Raw genomic sequence first — 17740 nt, forward strand, 5'->3', positions numbered from 1 at the left:
CGCGGGGCCGATTGGGAGGATACCGGAGATCGATAAAGCCGACAGAGGCGCGACCGCGCTCCTGTTCGACTGCGCGGCCCGCGAAGCCCCGAGGTGTCGCGTCCATCAACCAGGGAGAGTAATGTGAAGATCATCAAGACGCTGGCCGCCATCGCGGCCCTTGGCATTGCCGCCACGACCTATTCGGCGCACGCGGCCGACAAGGGTCTCGTGGGCGTGCTGATGCCGACCAAGACCTCGCAGCGCTGGATCAACGACGGCGACGCCGTCAAGTCCCAGCTCGAGGCGCTCGGCTACACGGTCGACCTGCAGTACGCGCAGGACGACATCCCGAACCAGCTCAGCCAGCTGGAAAACGAAATCACCAAGGGCCCGAAGGCGCTGATCATCGCCTCGATCGACGGCACCACCATGGCCGATGCACTGCAGAAGGCCAACGATGCCGGCGTGGTCACCATCGCGTATGACCGCCTGATCAAGAAGACCCCGAATGTCGACTACTACACCACCTTCGACAATTTCGGCGTCGGCGTCATCCAAGCGAATTCCCTGGTCAAGGGCCTCAAGGAGCGCTTCCCGAACACCAAGCCGTGGAACGTCGAACTGTTCGGCGGCTCGCCCGACGACAACAACGCCTTCTTCTTCTACAACGGCGCGATCTCCGTCCTGCAGCCGCTGATCGACGACGGCTCGATCAAGATCAAGTCCGGCCAGACGGGCATGGACAAGGTCGGCACGCTGCGCTGGCTCGCCGCCACCGCCCAGGCCCGCATGGACAACCTGCTCTCGGCCAACTACTCGGACGGCAGCCGTGTCGATGGCGTTCTGTCGCCCTATGACGGCCTGTCGCGCGGCATCACCGCCTCGCTGCGCGCCGTCGGTTACGGCACGGACGCTCAGCCCTGGCCGATCGTGACCGGCCAGGACGCCGAGACCGCCTCGGTCAAGCTGATCATCTCGGGCGAGCAGTATTCGACGGTGTTCAAGGACACCCGCGAACTGGCCAAAGCCACCGTGCAGCTGGTCGACAAGGTGCTGTCCGGCGGCAAGCCCGATGGCCTCGACGAGAAGACCTACAACAACGACGTCAAGGTCGTTCCCTCGATCCTTTTGACGCCGCATGAGGTCGACAAGTCGAACTACCAGGCGCAGGTCGTCGACTCCGGCTACATCAAGGCCGACGAGCTGAAGTAATCCGGCTTGGAAAACGAGGGGTCCTGCGCCACGCAGGGCCCCTTTTCGTTCAGAAGCGACCCCGGTATTGTTTTTGCCGGCCTCTGCAGCGCCATGCGCCGTCACGGCTCATAGAAGCTGTGGTATGTTGATTTCGCGTATGACACTTTCCCGAAGCGGAAGACATGCGCCCAGGGAGCGGAATTCCTGATGACCTCGACGATTTTGGAGATGCGCGACATCACCAAGACGTTCCCTGGCGTGAAAGCGCTGTCGAACGTCAACCTCAGCGTCGAGGAAGGTGAGATCCACGCCATCGTCGGCGAGAACGGCGCCGGCAAATCGACGCTCATGAAAGTGCTGTCGGGTGTCTATCCGTCCGGCACCTATGAAGGCGAGATCGTCTTTCGCGGCCAGGAATGCCACTTCAAGGGCATCCATGACAGCGAGCATATCGGCATCGTCATCATCCACCAGGAGCTTGCCCTGGTGCCGATGCTGTCGATCGCGGAAAACATCTTCCTCGGCAACGAGCACGCCACCTACGGCGTCATCGACTGGAACGCCAACGAGAAGCGCACCGGCGCGCTGCTCAAGAAAGTCGGTCTCAAGGAAGATCCCAAGACGCTGATCACCAATATCGGCGTCGGAAAGCAGCAGCTGGTCGAGATCGCCAAGGCGCTGAGCAAGGAAGTGAAGCTCCTGATCCTCGACGAGCCGACGGCCTCGCTCAGCGAAAAGGACAGCCAGGCGCTGCTCGACCTTTTGCTCGAGTTCAAGCGCCAGGGCATGACCTCGATCCTGATCTCGCACAAGCTCAACGAGGTGAACCGCGTCGCCGACAAGGTCACGGTGATCCGCGACGGACGCACCATCGAGACCTTGCCCAGGAAGGATATCAGCGAGGACCGCATCATCACCTCGATGGTCGGCCGCTCGCTCGACGACCGCTACCCGCCGCGCGAGCCGAACATCGGTGAGGTGGTCTTCGAGGTCAAGGACTGGTCGGTCTTCCACCCGATCCATGCCGAGCGGCAGGTGATCAAGAACGTCAACCTCAATGTGCGCAAGGGCGAGGTGGTCGGCATCGCCGGATTGATGGGCGCCGGCCGAACCGAATTCGCGATGAGCTTGTTCGGGCGCTCCTACGGCCGGCATATCACCGGCGAGGTCCTGCACCGAGGCAAGCCCGTCGACCTTTCGACGGTGAGCAAGGCGGTGGCAAATGGCATCGCCTACGTCACCGAGGACCGCAAGACCTACGGCCTCAACCTCATCGACCACATCAAGCACAATGTGACTTTAGCCAACCTGAGCGGCGTTTCGAGCCGCGGCGTCATCGACGACATGCGCGAAATGAGCGTGGCCAACGACTATCGCAAGAAGACCAACATCCGCGCCTCCAGCGTCTACCAGATGACCGGCAATCTCTCGGGCGGCAACCAGCAGAAGGTGGTGCTGTCGAAATGGCTGTTCGCCGACCCGGAGCTGCTGATCCTCGACGAGCCGACGCGCGGCATCGACGTCGGCGCCAAGTACGAAATCTATACGATCATCGCCCGCCTCGCCGCCGAGGGCAAAGCGATCATCGTCATCTCGTCGGAAATGCCGGAGCTGCTCGGCATCACCGATCGCATCTATGTCATGAACGAAGGGCGCATCGTCGGCGAAATGGCGGCAAGTGACGCCAGCCAGGAAAAGATCATGCGAGCCATCGTTCGCGGAGAAGGAAAAAAAGCATCATGAGCACAGAAAGCGCTCCCGCACCGCAGACCGGCGCTGCCGAAGACGTCAAGCAGGGGCCGCGCATCGCCGTCTCGGCGCTGACGACGAACCTGCGCGAATACGGCCTGATCATCGCCCTGATCGTCATCATGCTGTTCTTCCAGTACACGACGTCGGGAACGCTGTTCAAACCGGTCAACCTCAGCAACCTGGTGCAGCAGAACTCGTTCATCATCGTGATGGCGCTGGGCATGCTTTTGGTCATCGTTTCCGGCCATATCGACCTCAGCGTCGGGTCGGTTGCGGGCTTCATCGGCGCACTGGCGGCGATGATGATGGTCATCTGGCCGCTCGGCCCGCTCAGCAATCCGCTGGTGGTTTCAATCATCTGTCTCATCGTCGGTGGCGGCATAGGCGCGGCGCAAGGCTATTGGATCGCCTACCACCGGATACCGAGCTTCATCGTCACGCTGGCGGGCATGCTGATCTTCCGCGGCATCTGCCAGGCGCTGCTGGGCGGCGGCTCCTCGGTCGGCCCGCTTCCCGACAGCTTCAAGGCGCTGAGCTCAGGCTTCATTCCGGACGTGATCGGGCCGCTGACGCTGATCCCGCCGACGGTGAATGCCGCCGGCAAGACCATCGTCGGCAGCGGGCTTACCCTGCACATGACGACGATCGTGCTCGGCCTCATCGCCGTTCTGGCCTATGCCTATTTCGGGCTGAGGGCCCGCCGCAAGCGTGAGCGTCATGGCTACGAGGCCGAGCCCTTCCCGCTGTTCGTCATCAAGACGCTGGTCGGCAGCGCATTGGCGCTGTTCCTGGTCGTCCAGTTCGCGAGCTACAGGGGCCTGCCGGTCGTGCTTCTGGTGATGGGCGTGCTGATCTCGCTGTTCGTCTTCGTCACCAAGCGCATGACCATCGGCCGTCGCATCTACGCGATGGGCGGCAACGCCAAGGCTGCACAGCTGTCGGGCATCAACACCGAACGGCTGACGCTGATGGTGTTCATCAACATGGGCGTGCTTTCGGCACTCGGCGGCCTGATCATCGCGGCGCGCCTGGGCCAGGCCGTGCCGGCCGCCGGTCTCGGCAGCGAGCTCGACGTGATCGCGGCCGTCTTCATCGGCGGCGCCTCGGCTATGGGCGGTGTCGGACAGGTTATCGGCGCCGTGGTCGGCGGCTTCATCATGGGCGTGATGAACAACGGCATGTCGATCATGGGCGTCAATGTCGACTGGCAGCAGGTGGTCAAGGGCCTGGTGCTGCTCGGCGCCGTGATCTTCGACGTCTACAACAAGAACAAGGCTTAAAGGCCGGAAGCGAGGTTCAGGAGGCATACGGGTTCTAGATCGCGACGCTGCCGGCAGCCCGTCGGCGCCAAGAAGTCCCCTGAAGGACCGGGCTCGCGAGCGCAATCCGGACGAAGAGTTTCAACCGCGGCGCGGATTGGTTCCGGGCCGCGCCGGTCAGGGTTTGCCCGTCGGCAGCCAGGCCAAGGCAAAAGAGAGAGGGTACATCATGCTGATTTCCCAGATCCTCGACGACGCCGAGACGATCCGCGTCGTTGCCCGCAGCGGCGGCAAGACCCGGATCATCAACGGCGCGCGCAGCGTCTATTCGCTGGCGATGGAGGCGGCGCGCACCGGCACCGGCCTCGAAGCGCTGATCGAGCGCAAGGGCTACGGCGAGACGGTCGATCTCGACGCCGCCTACAAGAAAGGGCGCCTGGTATCGCCGATCAACCATCCCGATCCCGCGCATCTCCACCTCACCGGCACGGGGCTGACGCATCTCGGCTCAGCCGCGACGCGCGATTCCATGCACAAGAAGCTCAGCGACGGCGAGGAGCAGCTCACCGATTCCATGAAGATGTTCCGCATGGGACTGGAAGGCGGCAAGCCGGCCAAGGGCCAGATCGGCGTGCAGCCGGAATGGTTCTACAAGGGCAACGGCACCATGGCGATTGCGCCCGGTGCCGCGCTGATGTCGCCCGCCTTCGCGCAGGACGCCGGCGAGGAGCCGGAAATCGCCGGCATCTATGTCATCGGCGACGACGGCGCACCGTTCCGCGTCGGCTTCACGCTGTCCAACGAATTCTCCGATCATGTGACCGAGCGGGTGAACTACCTGTTCCTCGCCCATTCCAAGCTGCGCAATGCGTCCTTCGGACCGGAGATCCTGATCGGGGACTTGCCCGCCGATATCAGGGGCTCTTCACGCATCCTGCGTGACGGCAAGCTGCTTTGGGAAAAGCCGTTCCTGTCGGGCGAAGCGAACATGTCGCACACCATCGCCAATCTCGAGCATCACCACTTCAAGTACTCGGCCTTCCGTCAGCCCGGCGACGTGCATGTGCACATGTTCGGCACGGCGACGCTGTCCTTCGCCGACGGCATCAGGACGGAAGCGGGCGACGTGTTCGAGATCGAGGCCAAGGACTTCGGCTTGCCGCTGCGCAACCCGCTGGAGATCGAAAAGCCGGTCAAGGTGGCGGTGAAGGCGCTGTGAGAGCGTAATCTCCCCCCTTGAGGGGGAGATGTCGCCGAAGGCGACAGAGGGGGTCGCTGCGCGTAGAGCGCCAACTCCTCTTCACGTCTGCAGGGCGTCGCGCTTTATGTGAGACGACCCCCTCTGCCCTGCCGGGCATCTCCCCCTCAAGGGGGGAGACCCCAGCCTCAGCGCGCTGCTCTGAAATGCTTGGAGAGCTTGAGCCCCTGCGCCTGATAGTTCGAGCCTAGATCGGTACCGTAAAGCGCCTGCGGGCGCTTGAGCATATGCTCGTAGACCAGGCGGCCGACGATCTGGCCGTGATCGAGGATGAACGGCACCTCGTGGCTGCGCACTTCGAGCACTGCGCGACTGCCGCTGCCGCCGGCGGCGGAGTGGCCGAAGCCGGGATCGAAGAAGCCGGCATAGTGGACGCGGAACTCGCCGACCAGCGGGTCGAAGGGCGTCATCTCGGCGGCATAGAGCGGCGGCACATGCACGGCTTCGCGCGAGACCAGGATGTAGAACTCGTCCGGGTCCAGCACCAGCTCGCCGGCACCGCTCTTATAAAGCGGCTCCCAGAAGTCGACGACATCCTGCGCGGCGCGCTTGTCGACGTCGACCAAGCCGGTGTGGTGCTTGCCGCGATAGCCGACCAGGCCGTCCTTGTCGCCGTCGAGGTCGATGGAGAGCGCGATGCCGCCGCCGGAGATGTTGGGAGGCTCGGTGGCGACCAGCATCTCGGCGCGATGGAGATCGCGCAGCTCGTTCTCCGACAGCAGCGCGTTGCCGGTGCGGAAGCGTATCTGCGACAACCGCGAGCCGGCGCGCACGACGATCGGGAAGGTGCGCGGGCTGACCTCGAGGTAGAGTGGGCCTTGATAGCCGGCGGCGATCTTGTCGAACTCATGGCCGCGATCGGTCATGACGCGCGTGAAAATGTCCAGCCGCCCGGTCGAGCTCTTCGGATTGGCCGATGCCGACACTTCTGACGGCAGCGCCAGGCTCTCGAGCAGCGGCACGATGTAGACGCAGCCCGTTTCCAGCACCGCGCCCTCGGCAAGGCTGATCTCGTGCAGCTTCAGCCGGTCGAGCTTGTCGGCCACCAGGTGATCCGGACCTGGCAGGAAGGAAGCGCGCACGCGAAAAGCCTTTTCGCCGAGCCTCAGATCGAGGCTGGCCGGCTGGATCTGGTTGGTGTCGAGGGCGCGCGGCGATTTCAGCGCGTTCGCCTCAAACAGCGCCGCGATGTCCTGATCCGGTAGAATGCCTGTCTGCCGCAAGGTCTGGCTCCGCTAGAGCAATTCACCCTTTCATGGAAACGGCGAACCGCTCTACCTCTTTGTTTTGACGCAATTCCGGCGGTTTCACACTTTTCCTGGAATTGCTCTAAGGCCGGGCAAGCGCATGGGTGCAGGCTCCTGCCTGGTACAAACCTCTTAATCAAGCCGGCAATTGACGCAAGCGCGGCGCGGGTCTAAAGGATCGTTATCCCGTGGTGATTTGGCCGGTCGGCTTGCAGCCACGTTAAACAAGTCGCTAAAGGACCGCTGGCCGCAAGGCCGTATGGACCGGTTGCGACATCGCGGCCGGTTTTTTTGTGTTTGCTTCTTAGGGTTGGACTAGGGCGATGACGAAGACGCGAAATTGGAAGCCTCAGACGGCACTCGTGCATGGCGGAACGCTGCGTTCCGGTTTCGGTGAGACCGCCGAGGCGATGTATCTCACCCAGGGCTATGTCTACGAAACGGCGCAAGCCGCGGAAGCCCGCTTCAAGGGCGAGGAGCCGGGCTTCATCTATTCGCGCTACGCCAATCCGACCGTCGACATGTTCGAGAAGCGCATGTGCGCGCTCGAAGGCGCGGAAGATGCGCGCGCCACCGCTTCCGGCATGGCGGCGGTCAGCGCGGCACTGCTCTGCAGCGTCAAGGCCGGCGACCACATCGTTGCGGCGCGGGCGCTGTTCGGCTCCTGCCGCTGGGTGGTCGAGACGCTGGCGCCGCGCTACGGCATCGAGGCGACGCTGATCGACGGCACCGACATCGCCAATTGGGAAAAGGCGGTCAGGCCGAACACCAGGCTGTTCTTCCTGGAAAGCCCGACCAACCCGACGCTGGAAGTGGTCGACATCACTGCTGTTGCCGCTTTGGCCAATTCGATCGGCGCACGTGTGATCGTCGACAATGTGTTTGCCACGCCGCTGCAGCAGAAGCCCCTGCAGCTTGGCGCCCATGTCGTGGTCTATTCGGCGACCAAGCATATCGACGGACAGGGCCGCTGCCTCGGCGGCGTCATCCTGTCGGACAAGAAGTGGATCGACGAGAACCTGCACGACTATTTCCGCCACACCGGCCCGAGCCTGTCGCCATTCAACGCCTGGACGCTGCTCAAAGGGCTTGAGACGCTGCCGCTGCGCGTGCGCCAGCAGACCGAGAGCGCCGGCAAGATCGCCGACTTCTTGGCCGGCCGGCCGGAGATCGCCCGCGTCATCTATCCGGGCCGGGCCGACCATCCGCAGGCCGATATCGTCAAGAAGCAGATGTCCGGCGGCTCGACGCTGATCTGCCTCGACGTCAAGGGCGGCAAGCAGGCGGCCTTCGCCTTCCAGAACGCTCTCGACATCGTGCTGATCTCCAACAATCTCGGCGACGCCAAGAGCCTGATCACCCATCCGGCGACGACGACGCACAAGAACCTCAGCGACGAGGCGCGCGCAGAGCTCGGCATCGGCCCGGGGACGCTGCGTCTGTCTGTCGGGCTTGAGGACGCCGACGATCTGCTGGCCGATATCGACGAGGCGCTGAAAGCGGCGAAGTAGCAGGCCGATCGAGAGAGCGCCTGAGCGAGGCTCAGGCAATCTCTTCCAGCTCGGTTATCGCGCTGGTGCGGATGGTCATGGCGTTGCCGCGCCATTCGACAGCGCCGGCCAGCCAGCCGCGCGCCCAGACGGCGGGAAGCATCGCGTCGCGCACGATCATCGCGGTGACGCTGCGCGGCGACAGATACCAGCCCTTGGACCAGGCGAGCAGGCATTCCGGCACATAGGCGAACGCCAGAACGCAAAGCGCCGTGGTGGGCAGGCTGACGCCGGCACTGGCCGCCGCGACAAGCGCGAGCAGCAACGGCAACGCCACACCGGTCAGGATTTCGGGGGCAAAAAACAGCGGGAAGGTGACGCGGCGCAGCCGCGCCCAGCGCGCCTGACGCGACCAGATTTCGGCGAACGTGCGCTGGCCGAGCGGCTGTTCGAAGGGCGACGCGACGAGATTGACGCGCAGTGCCAAGCCGTTGACCAGCTTGGTGGCGGCCGCGTCCTCGGCGATCTCGGCGGCTAAAGCCTGGATGCCGCCGTTCGCGTCGAGCATCGGCTTGTTCCACAACATGCTCTTGCCTTGGGCGAAGCCGAGGCCGAGCGCTTCGCCCGCATATTGCCAGCGCGCCTGCAGCGTGTTGAGGAAGGCGCATTCGACTTCGGCCCAAAACCCGTCCGGCCGCGAGCCTATCGGCGTGGAGCAGACGAGGCCGGTATCCGGCCGCCAGGCCGCCATCAGATGCTGGACATAGTCCTTGGGCATCAGCACGTTGGAATCGGCAAGGATCACCCAGTCGTGCCGCGCCGCCTGCCAGCCCTTCACGCAATTGTTGAGCTTGGGATTGGCGCTGATCCTGTCGTCGCCGACGAGCAGCCGCGCCGGAACCTTGGGGAAGCGCGCGATCGCGGCATTGATCAGCTTGACCACGGGGTCTTCGGCGCCGGCAACGCAGAAGATCAGCTCATAGCGCGGCCAGTCGAGCGAGAAGGCGCGATCAAGCATCTCCTCGGCGAACGGCTCGACGCCGCGCGACGGCACGATGATGGAGACCGGTGGCTGCTTCTCCGCGGGCGGAGGAATGATGCGACGCGCCTTCAGCCGCGACGATGCGAGCATGATGCTGGCGAAATTGGAAAGAAGAAGGGCTGACGATGCAAAGGCGGCTGCGAGAGTCAGTTCCATCGAGATCTGGTCACTCCGGAAAAGCCGCCCGCGGCCATTTCAATCAGTCGACAGAGCGCCCGAGTCGCCCGGCATGGTTTGTGCACACCAACATTGTCATGTGTCACTTAAATGACATTGTTTTTCGGCACGTGCGCTAGAAACTGGCAGGATGGCGCCTCACCTAATAACCACGAAGCGCGACAAACGTTCCCTTCGCCGGCAAACCGGAGTGACCCATGTATCGCGCCGTGACGCGCAACATCGAAGTGCAGGTCAGGCCGTTCTATCTGGAGGATCGTTCCGATCCGTCCGAGAACCGCTATGTGTGGGGCTACCAGGTGACGATCGACAACCGGTCGGACGAGTTCGTGCAGCTTATGTCGCGCTACTGGCACATCACCGACGGCCGCGGTCGCGTCGAGGAAGTGCGCGGCGCGGGCGTCGTCGGCGACCAGCCGGAGCTCAACCCCGGCGACAGCTACCAGTACACGTCGGGATGCCCGCTCTCGACGCCATCAGGCATCATGGTCGGCCATTACACGATGCGCAACGGGCGCGGCGAGACGTTCGATGTCGCCATCCCCGCCTTCTCGCTCGACATGCCGGGGACGAGGCGAACGGTGAACTAAACGCTGGGCGAGAGCGTTTTTTCTCCCCGTCACTATACGGGGACAAATGCCCGGCAGGACAATGAGGGGCAGCGCCGGACTCGTGCGATTATCTTCCAGGCATATAACAACGCTGGAATGAGAGGCGCGACCATCGCCGGACTTGGCGCCGCCCCTCATCCGCCTGCCGGCACCTTCTCCCCGTATAGTGACGGGGAGAAGGACGATCTCACTCGGCCGCGAACTCCGCCGGATCGAAGTCGTACTGCGTCGAGCAGAACTCGCAGGCGACATGGATGCCGCCGTCCTCGGTCGAGTCCTTGATCTCGTCGGCCGAAAAGCCTTCGAGGATGCCGCGGATCTTCTCGCGCGAGCAGGAGCACCGGTCGGCGACGGGCACGCCACGGAAGACGCGCACGCCATGTTCGTGGAACAGCCGGTAGAGCAGCCGCTCGGCGCCCACCGTCGGATCGATGAGCTCGGTCGGCTCGGTGGTGCCGAGCAGCGCCAGAAGTTCCCGCCAGGAATTGTCGGCCGGCTCGTGCGTCACGTCGCGCGGATCACCGTCGCCGCCGGAAATATCGGGCACGCGCATGCGCTCCGGCGCCTGCGGCAGGAACTGCGCAAGGATGCCGCCGGCACGCCATTGCTCGCGGGCGCCGCCGGGGCCCGGCGTCACCAGCTTGGCGACCGACATCTTGAGATCGGTCGGGATCTGCTCGGACTGGCGAAAATAGGTGCGCGCGGCTTCTTCCAGCGACGTGCCGTCGAGCTGGACGATGCCCTGATAGCGCTGGGTGTGCGCGCCCTGGTCGATGGTCAGCGCCAGCACGCCGGTGCCGAGCAGTTTCTGCTGCGAGGTCTCGCCGGCGGCAACCAGCGCCTGCAACCGGTCGGCATCGAAGCGCGCATAGGCGCGCAGCGCATGCGGCGTGGTGAAGTCCGCTACCAGCATGTCGACCGGCCCGTCGGTGCGCGTCTGTAGGATGAACTTGCCCTCGAACTTCAGCGACGTGCCGAGCAGCACCGTCAGCACGCAGGCTTCCGCCAGCAGGCGCGCCACCGGTTCGGGATAGTCGTGGCGGCTGAGGATGGCGTCGAGCATCGGCCCGAGCTGCACGGTGCGGCCGCGCACGTCGAGCGGCGCCACCTCGTAAGGCACGACATGGTCGTCGCCGGCGAAGCCGAATTCACCGAGTTTGGGTTGATGTTCAGCCAATGGACGGATTTCCAACATGACAAAGCTCCGGGGCGCGTCCATCCCGCTTTCCAAGCGGCATGGGGAAAAGCGCGTTCGATTTGCGTGATGGCCCGCAAATAGGCATCACGCATCCGCGGATCAAGTTGGCCCGGATCAAGCCGGCCTCGATCAAGCGCCCAGGCACCAGGCCAGCACCGCCTTCTGGGCGTGCAGCCGGTTCTCGGCCTCGTCGAACACCACCGAATGCGGTCCGTCGATGACCTCGTCGGTGACCTCCTCGCCGCGATGCGCCGGCAGGCAGTGCATGAAGAGCGCGTCGGACTTCGCTTTGGCCATAAGCGCTGCGTTGACCTGGTAAGGCAGGAAGACGTTGTGGCCGCGAGCGCGATGCTCCTGGCCCATCGACACCCAGCTGTCGGTGACGACGCAATCGGCCTGGTCGACCGCCTCCTCGGCCGAGCGGGCGAACCTGACTTTGCCGCCATTGGCCTTCGACCAGTCGACATATTTCTCGAACGGCTCGCTGCCCTCCGGCACTGCGACATTGAGATTGAAGCGGAACCGCGCCGAGGCTTCGAGCAGCGAGTGCAGCACATTGTTGCCGTCGCCGGTCCAGGCGAAGGTCTTGCCCGCCACCGGACCGCGATGCTCCTCGAAGGTCATGATGTCGGCCATGAGCTGGCAGGGATGGGTATCGTCGGTCAGTCCGTTGATGACCGGTACGGTCGCATTCTCGGTGAGCTCCAGCAGCCGGTCATGCGAGGTGGTGCGGATCATGATGGCGTCGACATAGCGCGACAGAACCTTGGCGGTGTCGGCGATGGTTTCGGAACGGCCGAGCTGCATCTCGGTGCCGGTCAGCATGATGGTCTCGCCCCCGAGCTGGCGCATGCCGACGTCGAAGGACACGCGCGTGCGTGTCGACGGCTTGTCGAAGATCATCGCCAGCACCTTGCCTTCGAGCGGCTTCGAACGCTCGCCGGCCTTGAGCCTGGTCTTTCGCGCCACCGCATCGTCCAGCATGATGCGCAGATCGCCCGCGGAAACGGCTGACAGATCGGTAAAGTGGCGAACGCTCATCGGCAGGATTCCAGAATTATTTCGCGGCTTCGGCCGCAATCGCGTCGGTCAGACCCTTGGCGCCCGAGCGGATGCGCTTCAGCGCCTCGCCGATCTCGGCGTCGGTGACGGTGAGAGGCGGCAAGAGGCGGATGACATTGTCGCCGGCCGGCACCGCCAGCAGGTGCTGGTCGCGCAGCGCCATGTTCACCTTGTTGTTGGGCATGACGCATTTCAGGCCAAGCATCAGGCCGGTTCCCCGGATGCCTTCGATGATCCGGGGGAATTCATCGGCGACCGCCGCAAGGCCCTGCTTCAAGAGAAGCGCCTTGCGCTGCACATCCTCGAGGAAGCCGTCGGCCAGCACCACGTCGAGCACGGCATTGCCCACCGCCATCGCCAGCGGATTGCCGCCGAAGGTGGTGCCGTGCACGCCGGCCGTCATGCCGGTCGCGGCGTCGTCGGTTGCAAGGCAGGCACCCATCGGGAAGCCGCCGCCGATGCCCTTGGCGATCGCCATCAGGTCAGGCGTCACGCCCGCCCATTCATGCGCGAAGAGCCTGCCGGTGCGGCCGATGCCGCACTGGACCTCGTCGAAGATCAGAAGCAGGCCATGCTTGTCGCAGAGCTGCCGCAACCGTTTCAAGGACTGCGTCGGCACCGGGCGGATGCCGCCTTCGCCCTGCACCGGCTCGATCAGGATCGCCGCGGTCTCGGGCGTGATCGCCTTTTCGGCGGCGTCGATGTCGTCGAACGCGACCTGGTCGAAGCCCTCGACCTTGGGCCCGAAACCCTCAAGATATTTATACTGGCCGCCGGCCGCGATCGTGGCCAGCGTGCGGCCGTGGAAGGCGCCCTCGAAGGTGATGATGCGGAAGCGCTCGGGCCGGCCCTTGACGAATTGGTAGCGACGCGCCGTCTTAATGGCGCATTCCAGTGCCTCGGCGCCGGAATTGGTGAAGAACACCTTGTCGGCAAAAGTCGCCTCGACCAGCCGCTCGCCCAGCCGGCGCTGCTCGGGAATCTCGTAGAGGTTGGAGACGTGCCACAGCTTTGCGGCCTGCCCGGTGAGCGCCGCCACCAGATGCGGATGGCTGTGGCCCAGCGAGTTCACGGCGATGCCGCCGGCGAAATCGAGATATCGCTCGCCCTTGTCGGTGACCAGCCAGGTCCCCTCCCCGTGATCGAAAGCCAGGGGTGCGCGAGCAAAAGTCTCGTAAAGCGCCGAACCGCTCATTATATGCGTCTCCGGAACCGGAAATCAAAAAAGCCGCCAATGCGGCGGCCTTTGCGGCTTATCATGTTTTTCGGCCATGAAGTCAACGAAAACGTCGCGCAGAAGCGCGCGGCAAGGCTCTGACGGCACGCCGGCTCATAAGCGGTCAGGCAAGTTGGGGAAAACCGAAAAAACCGAATCGTGTTGCCCTGGGGACTCTTGTCACCGAGTCAGCGCTTAAGGTAATTGTAGTCGAGAAATAACTAGATTTCGTGCGGCGGATCTAATCACCCGGTATATCTGGTGTTGTTTGCCCGGCGGGAGCCGGGGCGGGAAAGGATTCTGACTGCCGTACGCCTCAGCAGGAGCGCGGTCTCATGAACTGGACTGACGAGCGGGTTGAACTTCTCAGGAAATTGTGGTCGGAGGGTCTCAGTGCCAGCCAGATCGCAGCACAACTCGGCGGGGTGAGCCGCAACGCCGTCATCGGCAAGGTGCATCGCCTGAAACTCTCGGGCCGCGGCCGCGCCACAGCAGCGCCGGCGCGCCAGAAGAAGGCGACACAAGGAGCCTCCATGCAGAAATCGGTGGCCCGGGCGGCAAGTGCGACACGTCACGTGACGGCCTCCATCGGCGCGACCGCGCTGCAGGTGCAGTTCGACGCGGAGCCGGTGGCGCGCCACTATATCCGCCCGGTCGAGAATGTCGTCGTGCCGATCTCGCGCAACCTGCAGCTCGTCGAGCTGACCGAGCGCACCTGCAAGTGGCCGAACGGCGATCCGTTGTCGGAAGATTTCAGCTTCTGCGGCAACGACGCCGCCGAGACCGGGCCATACTGCAAATATCATGCCCGTGTCGCGTTCCAGCCGGCGGCGGAGCGGCGCCGCGCTCGCTGATAGCGGATAGCGAATAGCGAATAGCGAATAGCGAATAGCGAATAGCGAATAGCGAATAGCGAATAGCGAATAGCGAATAGCGAATAGCGAATAGCGAATAGAACAGTTTCGGGCATCCAAGTCCGGCACAAGCTTCTTTTGTCCCTATTGGCTACTCCCTATTCGCTATTCGCTTTTTTCACAGCCACCCATTCTTCTTGAACCGCCAATACAGAAACACGCAGATCAGCGCGATCGCCACCAGCACGGTCGGATAGCCGTATTCCATCTTCAGTTCAGGCATGTCGGCGAAGTTCATGCCGTAGATGCCGGCGAAGGCCGTCGGCACCGCCAGGATGGCGGCCCATGAGGCGAGTTTCTTGGAAATCGCCGTTTCCTGGCTCTGTCCGACCAGAAGGCTGGCTTCGAAGGCGAAGGCCAGGACCTCGCGCAGGCTGTCGATCTTTTCCTGCACTGTGCGGATGTGATCGGTAACGTCGCGGAACAGCGGGTGCATGGCGCCGTGGATCTGCGGCAGCTCGGCGCTGGTCAGGCGGCGGCAGACCTCGACCAGCGGCAGCGCCGCGTTGCGCAGCCTGAGCAGATCGCGGCGCAGCATGTAGAGCCGTTCGATGTCGGCGCCGGTCATCGGCTTCAGCAGCACCTTGTCCTCGATCTGCTCGACCTCGTCCTCGATCTGCTCGAGCACCGGCATGTAATTGTCGACGATGAAATCGAGAATGGCATAGAGGACGAAATCCTCGCCCTTGGCGAGCGAAGACGGGCAGCTTTCCCAGTGCTGGCGCACCGGGGCGTAGGAGGTCGACGGACCGTGCCTGACGCTGACGATATAGCCGGTGCCGACGAACAGATGCGTCTCGCCGAAGGTGACGCGGCCGTCGATCAGCTGCGCAGTGCGGGCGACGATGAACAACGCGTCGCCATATTGCTCGATCTTGGGCCGCTGATGCGGATGTTCGGCGTCCTCGATGGCCAGATCATGCAGATGAAACTGCGCCTGCACCCTGAGCAACAGGTTGCGGTCGGGCTCTAGCAGGCCGATCCAGACGACATGGCCGGGCCTTGCCGACCAACTGCCGGCCTCCTCGATCGCGATGTCGGCGATGCGCTTGCCCGCTGAATAGACGCTCGAGGCAATGATGCCGGATGTCGACTGCGGGGCCGGGGCCAGGTTTCGAACTTGTTCCATCGCAAACCTCCCGAGACAGCGACTGACAAAATCGCTGTACGCGGAGGAGCTTAGCCTAAATTAGAAAGCCGTTCGAGGGCCACCCGTTCATTTAGCCGGTACTGTCCCCGGGGATACCACCTGGTCGGTCTTGTCGCCCTTCGGCCGATCGGCCGGCATCTGGTCGCCGGTGACGATGTAATAGATGGTTTCGGCGATGTTGGTGGCGTGGTCGCCGATCCGCTCGATGTTCTTGGCGCAGAACAGCAGATGCGTGCAGGGCGTTATGTTGCGCGGATCTTCCATCATGTAGGTCAGAAGCTCGCGAAACAACGAGGTGTACATGGCGTCGATCTGGTCGTCGCGGTCGCGCACGAAGCCGATCTTCTCGACCGAGCGCGACGCATAGACGTCGAGCACTTCCTTGAGCTGCGTCAGCGCCAGGTTGGCCAGCGCCTCGAGGCCCCGGAACAGGCTGTTCGGCTGGCGGCCGTCGATGACCGCCGCGACGCGCTTGGCGACATTCTTGCCGAGGTCGCCGACGCGCTCGATGTCGGCGGAGATGCGGATGGCGCCGACGATCTCGCGCAAATCCGTCGCCATCGGCTGGCGCCTGGCGATGATGATGATCGCCTTGTCGTCGATCTCGCGCTGCCCCTCATCGAGGACGAGATCGTCCTGGATGACCTTCTGGGCGAGGCCTGGGTCGGCATTGACCAGGGCCGCGATCGCCTGTTCGACCATGCGCTCGGCATGACCGCCCATGGCGGCGATGCGCTTCGACAGGAATTTCAGTTCTTCGTCATAGGCACTGACAATGTGGACGGACTGCATGGCTATGCCTTCCCGGTTTCTGCCGGCTGGTGCGCTCCCTCAATCTGTCGCTGATACGCGAGCCGGATGACAGAAAGAAGAAATTGCCGGTTGGCAACCAATATAGGATCATTGAGCCGGCAAATGAACCGTGAACGCCGCGCCCTTGCCGACCTCCGACCTGATCGACAGCCTTGCGTTATGACGGGTCAATATATGCTTGACGATTGAAAGGCCAAGACCGGTGCCCTTTTGGGCGCGGCTGCTCTCGACATCAACGCGGTAGAAACGCTCGGTGATGCGAGGGATGTGTTCCTCGGCAATACCAGGGCCATAGTCTCTTATGGTGACGTCGATGCCTGCATCCTGGCCATCCTCGCTGCGGGCGATGGATACGGTAACATGCCCGCCCGACTGACCGTATTTGCAGGCATTCTCCAGGAGATTCTCGAAAACCTGGAAGAGCTCGTCACGGTCGCCGGGCACGGAAAGCGGGCCATCGACGAAATCCCGCTCGATGACGAGGCCGTTCTCGCTGGCCAGCGGCCCAAGGGAATCGATGACGCTCTCGATGATCTGGCGAAGATCGACCTCGGTCCCCGGCCTGAGATAGGGTTTCATCTCCAGCCGCGACAGCGACAGCAGGTCGTCGATCAAACGCGCCATGCGGCCCGTCTGGTTCTGCATGATCTGCAGGAACTGGTCGCGTGCCGCAGGATCGCCGCGCGCCGGGCCGCGCAAGGTCTCGATGAAGCCGGCGATCGAGGCGAGCGGCGTGCGCAGCTCGTGGCTGGCATTGGCGATGAAGTCGGCGCGCATGCGGTCGATGCGGCGCGCCTCGCTCTGATCCTTGAACACAAGAACGTAGAGATCGGTGGCATGGCCGACCGAGGATGCGCTCACCCGGTAGGTGCGCTCGACCGGCAGCTTCTCGGTATAATCGACGACATCGGAGGCCACGGTCCCCGAGACGATGCCGTCAAGCAGGGCCTGCATTTCGGGCGCACGGAACTTGAGCGACAGCGACATGCCGGGCGCCAGCCCGCCGAAGGCGGCGAAGGCGGCCGCGTTGGCGTGGACGATTGTTGCCGCGGGGTCGAAGATGATCAGCGGGTCGGCAACGGCCGCGGCAAGATATTCGCCGGAGAGCCGCTGCAGCCCGCCGGCCTCGATCGCCGCCGCCTCATCGGCGGATTGCCGTTCGACATCGGCGGGCAGCATCGCGGCTGCAACCAGCAAGACCAGGGCCAGCAGCGGCACATAGATCGAGATGCCGCCGAAAGCGTAGACGGAGAGGACCGCAACGATGGCCGCGGCCAGCAACCAGCGGCGGCGCCGCAGCCGGGCGACGATGGCTTGCGTCCCACCTCTCCGCTCTGCGCCTGTATCGACCATGCGCTGCCCCGTATCCCTCCGC

The 17740-nt window shown here is 63.7% G+C and carries 15 protein-coding genes and 1 riboswitch; of the genes, 7 read left to right on the plus strand and 8 right to left on the minus strand.

Annotated features, from left to right (window positions below):
* Nucleotides 1-123 precede the first annotated feature (123 nt).
* From chvE to araD1, 4 genes are all read left to right on the plus strand, one after another.
* Nucleotides 124-1194, plus strand: a complete 1071-nt coding sequence (chvE, locus tag ABID26_RS13235; protein WP_126096255.1) for a multiple monosaccharide ABC transporter substrate-binding protein — start codon at nucleotides 124-126, stop codon at nucleotides 1192-1194.
* A gap of 189 nt (nucleotides 1195-1383) precedes the next feature.
* Nucleotides 1384-2919 carry a multiple monosaccharide ABC transporter ATP-binding protein gene (mmsA, locus tag ABID26_RS13240; RefSeq protein WP_292302098.1) on the plus strand — a complete coding sequence of 512 codons (1536 nt, stop codon included), beginning with the start codon at nucleotides 1384-1386 and terminating at the stop codon, nucleotides 2917-2919.
* Nucleotides 2916-4208 carry a multiple monosaccharide ABC transporter permease gene (mmsB, locus tag ABID26_RS13245; RefSeq protein ID WP_126096257.1) on the plus strand — a complete coding sequence of 431 codons (1293 nt, stop codon included), beginning with the start codon at nucleotides 2916-2918 and terminating at the stop codon, nucleotides 4206-4208. Before mmsA ends, mmsB begins: the two co-directional genes overlap by 4 nt.
* Nucleotides 4209-4416: 208 nt before the next feature.
* A complete protein-coding gene (gene araD1 / locus ABID26_RS13250; RefSeq protein WP_126096258.1) occupies nucleotides 4417-5406 on the plus strand; it encodes an AraD1 family protein in 990 nt (329 codons plus the stop codon).
* A 167-nt stretch (nucleotides 5407-5573) separates the two neighbouring features.
* On the opposite strand, the gene ABID26_RS13255 is transcribed toward araD1, so the two are convergent.
* On the minus strand, nucleotides 5574-6668 hold the full coding sequence (locus ABID26_RS13255) for a 2'-deoxycytidine 5'-triphosphate deaminase (RefSeq protein WP_354415797.1): 1095 nt from the start codon (nucleotides 6666-6668) through the stop codon (nucleotides 5574-5576).
* A 202-nt stretch (nucleotides 6669-6870) separates the two neighbouring features.
* Nucleotides 6871-6948: riboswitch (SAM riboswitch) on the plus strand.
* 67 nt (nucleotides 6949-7015) lie between these two features.
* Between ABID26_RS13255 and ABID26_RS13260 the strand changes: the two genes are divergently transcribed.
* A complete protein-coding gene (locus ABID26_RS13260) occupies nucleotides 7016-8203 on the plus strand; it encodes an O-succinylhomoserine sulfhydrylase (RefSeq protein ID WP_126096261.1) in 1188 nt (395 codons plus the stop codon).
* Nucleotides 8204-8234: 31 nt separating this feature from the next.
* On the opposite strand, the gene ABID26_RS13265 is transcribed toward ABID26_RS13260, so the two are convergent.
* Nucleotides 8235-9380, minus strand: a complete 1146-nt coding sequence (locus ABID26_RS13265; RefSeq protein WP_354415798.1) for a ceramide glucosyltransferase — start codon at nucleotides 9378-9380, stop codon at nucleotides 8235-8237.
* A gap of 218 nt (nucleotides 9381-9598) precedes the next feature.
* Here ABID26_RS13265 and apaG point away from each other — a divergent pair, with 218 nt between their 5' ends.
* Nucleotides 9599-9991 carry a Co2+/Mg2+ efflux protein ApaG gene (apaG, locus tag ABID26_RS13270; RefSeq protein ID WP_292339828.1) on the plus strand — a complete coding sequence of 131 codons (393 nt, stop codon included), beginning with the start codon at nucleotides 9599-9601 and terminating at the stop codon, nucleotides 9989-9991.
* Between the two features lie 208 nt (nucleotides 9992-10199).
* Here apaG and ABID26_RS13275 read toward each other — a convergent pair whose 3' ends face one another.
* From ABID26_RS13275 to ABID26_RS13285, 3 genes are all read right to left on the minus strand, one after another.
* The gene (locus ABID26_RS13275; protein WP_126096264.1) at nucleotides 10200-11231 is read right to left on the minus strand and encodes an Hsp33 family molecular chaperone; all 1032 of its coding nucleotides are present in this window, start codon (nucleotides 11229-11231) and stop codon (nucleotides 10200-10202) included.
* A 108-nt stretch (nucleotides 11232-11339) separates the two neighbouring features.
* The gene (gene argF / locus ABID26_RS13280; RefSeq protein ID WP_126096265.1) at nucleotides 11340-12251 is read right to left on the minus strand and encodes an ornithine carbamoyltransferase; all 912 of its coding nucleotides are present in this window, start codon (nucleotides 12249-12251) and stop codon (nucleotides 11340-11342) included.
* A gap of 16 nt (nucleotides 12252-12267) precedes the next feature.
* A complete protein-coding gene (locus tag ABID26_RS13285) occupies nucleotides 12268-13467 on the minus strand; it encodes an aspartate aminotransferase family protein (RefSeq protein ID WP_354415799.1) in 1200 nt (399 codons plus the stop codon).
* A gap of 356 nt (nucleotides 13468-13823) precedes the next feature.
* Between ABID26_RS13285 and ABID26_RS13290 the strand changes: the two genes are divergently transcribed.
* Complete coding sequence (locus ABID26_RS13290; protein ID WP_059185039.1) at nucleotides 13824-14342, plus strand: GcrA family cell cycle regulator; 519 nt, start codon at nucleotides 13824-13826, stop codon at nucleotides 14340-14342.
* A 178-nt stretch (nucleotides 14343-14520) separates the two neighbouring features.
* Here the strand turns inward: ABID26_RS13290 and ABID26_RS13295 are convergent, their stop codons facing one another.
* The 3 genes from ABID26_RS13295 to ABID26_RS13305 all read right to left on the minus strand — a co-directional run bounded on the left by ABID26_RS13295 (nucleotide 14521) and on the right by ABID26_RS13305 (nucleotide 17718).
* Nucleotides 14521-15531 carry a magnesium and cobalt transport protein CorA gene (locus ABID26_RS13295; RefSeq protein WP_354415800.1) on the minus strand — a complete coding sequence of 337 codons (1011 nt, stop codon included), beginning with the start codon at nucleotides 15529-15531 and terminating at the stop codon, nucleotides 14521-14523.
* 87 nt (nucleotides 15532-15618) lie between these two features.
* Nucleotides 15619-16344 (minus strand): phosphate signaling complex protein PhoU, encoded by a 726-nt coding sequence (phoU, locus tag ABID26_RS13300; RefSeq protein ID WP_126096269.1) that lies wholly within the window; start codon nucleotides 16342-16344, stop codon nucleotides 15619-15621.
* A 108-nt stretch (nucleotides 16345-16452) separates the two neighbouring features.
* Nucleotides 16453-17718 (minus strand): sensor histidine kinase, encoded by a 1266-nt coding sequence (locus tag ABID26_RS13305; protein ID WP_354415801.1) that lies wholly within the window; start codon nucleotides 17716-17718, stop codon nucleotides 16453-16455.
* Nucleotides 17719-17740 lie beyond the last annotated feature (22 nt).

Origin of the sequence: Mesorhizobium shonense, from assembly GCF_040545255.1 — a bacterium.
GTDB classification, from domain to species: Bacteria; Pseudomonadota; Alphaproteobacteria; order Rhizobiales; family Rhizobiaceae; genus Mesorhizobium; species Mesorhizobium shonense.

Excerpts from the sequence above, each read along its gene's own strand:
- phoU (WP_126096269.1), bottom strand. The coding sequence starts at position 16,344 with ATGCAGTCCGTCCACATTGTCAGTGCCTATGACGAAGAACTGAAATTC.
- ABID26_RS13290 (WP_059185039.1), top strand. The coding sequence starts at position 13,824 with ATGAACTGGACTGACGAGCGGGTTGAACTTCTCAGGAAATTGTGGTCG.
- mmsB (WP_126096257.1), top strand. The coding sequence starts at position 2,916 with ATGAGCACAGAAAGCGCTCCCGCACCGCAGACCGGCGCTGCCGAAGAC.
- mmsA (WP_292302098.1), top strand. The coding sequence starts at position 1,384 with ATGACCTCGACGATTTTGGAGATGCGCGACATCACCAAGACGTTCCCT.
- apaG (WP_292339828.1), top strand. The coding sequence starts at position 9,599 with ATGTATCGCGCCGTGACGCGCAACATCGAAGTGCAGGTCAGGCCGTTC.
- argF (WP_126096265.1), bottom strand. The coding sequence starts at position 12,251 with ATGAGCGTTCGCCACTTTACCGATCTGTCAGCCGTTTCCGCGGGCGAT.
- araD1 (WP_126096258.1), top strand. The coding sequence starts at position 4,417 with ATGCTGATTTCCCAGATCCTCGACGACGCCGAGACGATCCGCGTCGTT.
- ABID26_RS13260 (WP_126096261.1), top strand. The coding sequence starts at position 7,016 with ATGACGAAGACGCGAAATTGGAAGCCTCAGACGGCACTCGTGCATGGC.
- ABID26_RS13265 (WP_354415798.1), bottom strand. The coding sequence starts at position 9,380 with ATGGAACTGACTCTCGCAGCCGCCTTTGCATCGTCAGCCCTTCTTCTT.
- ABID26_RS13275 (WP_126096264.1), bottom strand. The coding sequence starts at position 11,231 with ATGGACGCGCCCCGGAGCTTTGTCATGTTGGAAATCCGTCCATTGGCT.
- ABID26_RS13305 (WP_354415801.1), bottom strand. The coding sequence starts at position 17,718 with ATGGTCGATACAGGCGCAGAGCGGAGAGGTGGGACGCAAGCCATCGTC.
- ABID26_RS13295 (WP_354415800.1), bottom strand. The coding sequence starts at position 15,531 with ATGGAACAAGTTCGAAACCTGGCCCCGGCCCCGCAGTCGACATCCGGC.
- ABID26_RS13285 (WP_354415799.1), bottom strand. The coding sequence starts at position 13,467 with ATGAGCGGTTCGGCGCTTTACGAGACTTTTGCTCGCGCACCCCTGGCT.